Here is a 3,610-nt window from a genome sequence, read left to right on the forward strand (position 1 = left end):
GGGATAGGAAGTGAGATATGAATAGATTGACAGTAAGTGACTAGTCGAAATTAGCAGTGAAAGCTATTATGTAACAAATGTAATGATTCTTGAAATAGGGATATACGTGTAATTTAGGGGAGAAAATTACATATATCATGTGGAGAGACAACGTAATAATAGAAGATAAGAAAAGTGAATAAGTGATTGTAAACAATGGATTGTTGGACGACTATGTTTTATGTTATTCGTTTAAATCTGATACTTGGCACACTATTGCTTTTAAGAAGGTAATAGTAATAAAGAAATTTTTAAAATGATAGAAGTAGTAAAGGGGATAAGAGAAATGAAAAAAATATTTAGTGTGCTTTTAGTGTTATTCTTAACATTTTCTACATGGTCTAGTGTATTAGTAAAGGCAGATTCACCATCTAAAGGTACTTTAACGATTCATAAGTATGAACAAGAAAAAGATGGAGCGCAGGGACTAGAAGGTGACGGTTCTGCAAATCAAGAGGTGCCAAAAGATGTGAAACCATTAAAAGGTGTAACGTTTGAAGTGAAAAGGGTTGCTTCTTTTGAAAAAATTTCAAACGATGGGAAAATCGTAAAAGAAGACGTGAAACCTGTAATGGGAGACACTCCAAATCAAGTAGTAACAGATGATAACGGACAAGCTGTATTAAAAGATCTTCCGCTAGGACGTTATGAGGTGAAAGAAGTGGCAGGACCTCCACATGTTAATCTAAATCCCAATACGTATACAGTGGATATCCCATTAACGAATAAAGAGGGTAAGGTGCTAAACTATGATGTTCACATGTATCCCAAAAATGAGATTAAACGTGGTGCAGTGGATTTAATAAAAACTGGTGTAAATGAAAAAGCATTAGCAGGTGCAGTATTCTCTTTATTTAAAAAAGATGGTACAGAAGTGAAAAAAGAGTTAGTAACAGATGCTAATGGTCATATTCGCGTGCAAGGATTGGAGTATGGTGAATACTATTTCCAAGAAACAAAAGCTCCGAAAGGCTACGTAATAGATCCAACTAAACGTGAGTTTTTTGTTAAGAACTCCGGAACAATTAATGAAGATGGAACTATTACTTCTGGTACAGTAGTTAAAATAGAAGTGAAAAACAATGAAGAACCAACAATTGATAAAAAAATTAACGGAAAATTGGAAGCGTTACCAATAAACCCTTTAACTAATTATAATTATGATATTAAAACATTAATTCCAGAAGACATTAAGGAATACAAAAAATATGTGGTAACAGATACTTTGGATAATCGTTTAGTGATTCAAGGAAAGCCAATCGTGAAAATTGATGGAGCAGAAGTAAATGCAAACGTTGTTGAGGTAGCTATAGAAGGTCAAAAAGTAACAGCTACAGTAAAAGATTTCACAAAATTAGATGGTAAAAAAGAATTTCATTTGCAAATTAAATCCCAAGTAAAAGAAGGAGTACCATCTGGTTCGGAAATTTTAAATACAGCAAAAATACATTTTACAAATAAAAATGATGTAATTGGAGAAAAGGAATCTAAACCTGTAGTTGTTATTCCGACAACTGGAATAATTGAGTTAACAAAAATTGATAGTGCTAATAAGAATAAATTAAAAGGTGCAGAGTTTGTACTTAAAGATAATAATGGAAAAATAGTTGTCGTAGCAGGAAAAGAAGTAACAGGTGTATCAGATGAAAATGGTGTTATTAAATGGTCTAACATTCCATATGGAGACTATCAAATTTTTGAAACGAAAGCACCAACATATACAAAAGAAGATGGTACAAAAGCATCTTATCAATTATTAAAAGACCCCATTGATGTAAAGATTAGTGAAAATAATCAAACGGTTAAATTGACGATTGAAAATAATAAAAGTGGATGGATTCTTCCGGTAACGGGTGGCATAGGAACGACTCTTTTTACTGTAATAGGCCTTACGTTAATGCTTACAGCGGCATTTGCTTTCTTTAGAAAAAAGTTTGCTAGAAATTAAGGTTTTAGGAACATGTAACTATGGGAAAAGGGGAGAAGCAAAATGCTTCCCTCTTTTCGATATTTAAGCATATACAGAGGTGGAAATATGAAACGAAATCTTGTTTTGGGGGGTATTTTTTTATTTGGATTAGGTATTTTTTTATATCCTACTATTAGTAATTGGTTGGCGACTCGTGCACATTATTCTGAGATTAGCTCTTACGATAAGAAGATTAAAGCATTACAAAAGAAAGAAGTCGAACGTAGGGAAAAAGAAGCAGCCGAATATAATAAACAAGTTCAAACTTCTGCGAAAACATTTACAGATCCATTTTCTGAAAAAAAAAGTAATCATCAAGCGTATGCTGATGTGTTAAATTTAGGAGATGTAATGGGGTATATTGAAATATCGAAAATTAATATAAAACTGCCAATCTATCAAGGGACCTCTGAGGAAGTATTGGGTCGCGGGATAGGTCATTTAGATTTTTCTTCGCTCCCGGTAGGTGGAGAAAGTACGCATACTATTTTAACAGGGCATCGTGGTTTACCATCAGCAAAATTATTTACAGATTTAGATAAGTTGAGCAAAGGAGATCTTTTTTATATTCATTCTTTAGATAAAGTTCTTGCTTATAAAGTAGATCAAATTAAAGTAGTGTTACCACATGAAACGGACGATCTACAAATTGTAGAAAATAAAGATTATACAACTTTAATTACGTGTACGCCTTATGGAGTAAACACCAATAGATTGCTAGTTCGAGGTGAGCGCGTGGAGTTAAACGAGAAAGAAAAACAAAAAGTGAGTACAGAGATATTTATATTTAATAAGTGGACTGTAATAGTTCCAATCCTATTGTTATGTGTGCTTCTAGTCGTAATTTATAAGAAAAAGTTAACTCGATAGAATGTATTTATCCTGCATTAATGGGAAGTGGGACCGGAAATTCAAAGATAAGTAAAGACGGTATATAGGGGATGAAGTAAATCATCATTAATAAAAATTCATTTTATTCGATTATAAAAAAAATACGGTAAAGGTGGGAACAAAGGAATTGAGGCTACGATTAAAGCTGGTAAGTATTCATTTTATTGTTTTGTTAATGTTAAGTGTAAGTTTTGTCGTATATGTACCAAAAGAAGCATATGGATCCACGACTACCTTAGAAGGTCTAGGAGATATATCGCGTTATAATGCTGTTGTCTTTGGTAACCATAAAGCAATAGGTGGCGACATTGAAGGAGCAATTGCAGTTCAAGGTGATATGGATGCATCGGGGTATACGATTGTAGGTGCAGCAGCAGGAACATCTAATATAGTAGGTGAAAAATGGGTTGATGAGGGATATCCGTCCTTGTTATTGTCTGGAAAACTAAAAAAATCAAGAGAAGAATCTTTTATCATTCAAAACGGAATAGTCGTAATGACAAAAGAGAGTGATCCAGATCGCATCATACAATCTTCTTATGATCGTATCGTTTATAAAGAAAAACTAGAAATTGACGCGAAATTTAATGAATTTCGCAATATAGTGAACCAAGTTAGTAAAAATGCAGGTCAATATAAAACGAATACCCCAATTCCAAATATGAGTCATGGAATCGGAAAAGATATAAACTTTTCCGATTCCATGACTCA

General features: G+C 33.1%; 3 protein-coding genes. All 3 read left to right on the forward strand.

What is annotated here, in order from left to right:
• Positions 1–325 precede the first annotated feature (325 nt).
• Positions 326–1,987 (forward strand): LPXTG cell wall anchor domain-containing protein, encoded by a 1,662-nt coding sequence (locus tag ABWK52_RS26870; protein ID WP_098541289.1) that lies wholly within the window; start codon positions 326–328, stop codon positions 1,985–1,987.
• Positions 1,988–2,074: 87 nt separating this feature from the next.
• The gene (locus tag ABWK52_RS26875; protein WP_087965955.1) at positions 2,075–2,878 is read left to right on the forward strand and encodes a class C sortase; all 804 of its coding nucleotides are present in this window, start codon (positions 2,075–2,077) and stop codon (positions 2,876–2,878) included.
• 148 nt (positions 2,879–3,026) lie between these two features.
• Positions 3,027–3,610: collagen-binding domain-containing protein (locus ABWK52_RS26880; protein WP_353772260.1), on the forward strand; the 584-nt coding region annotated here is incomplete at its 3' end.

It is taken from the genome of Bacillus sp. AP50, from assembly GCF_040492675.1.
Taxonomy (GTDB): Bacteria; Bacillota; Bacilli; order Bacillales; family Bacillaceae_G; genus Bacillus_A; species Bacillus_A cereus.

Bases quoted from the DNA above. Each gene is read 5' to 3' on its own strand.
- ABWK52_RS26870 (WP_098541289.1), top strand. From the start codon at position 326: ATGAAAAAAATATTTAGTGTGCTTTTAGTGTTATTCTTAACATTTTCT.
- ABWK52_RS26875 (WP_087965955.1), top strand. From the start codon at position 2,075: ATGAAACGAAATCTTGTTTTGGGGGGTATTTTTTTATTTGGATTAGGT.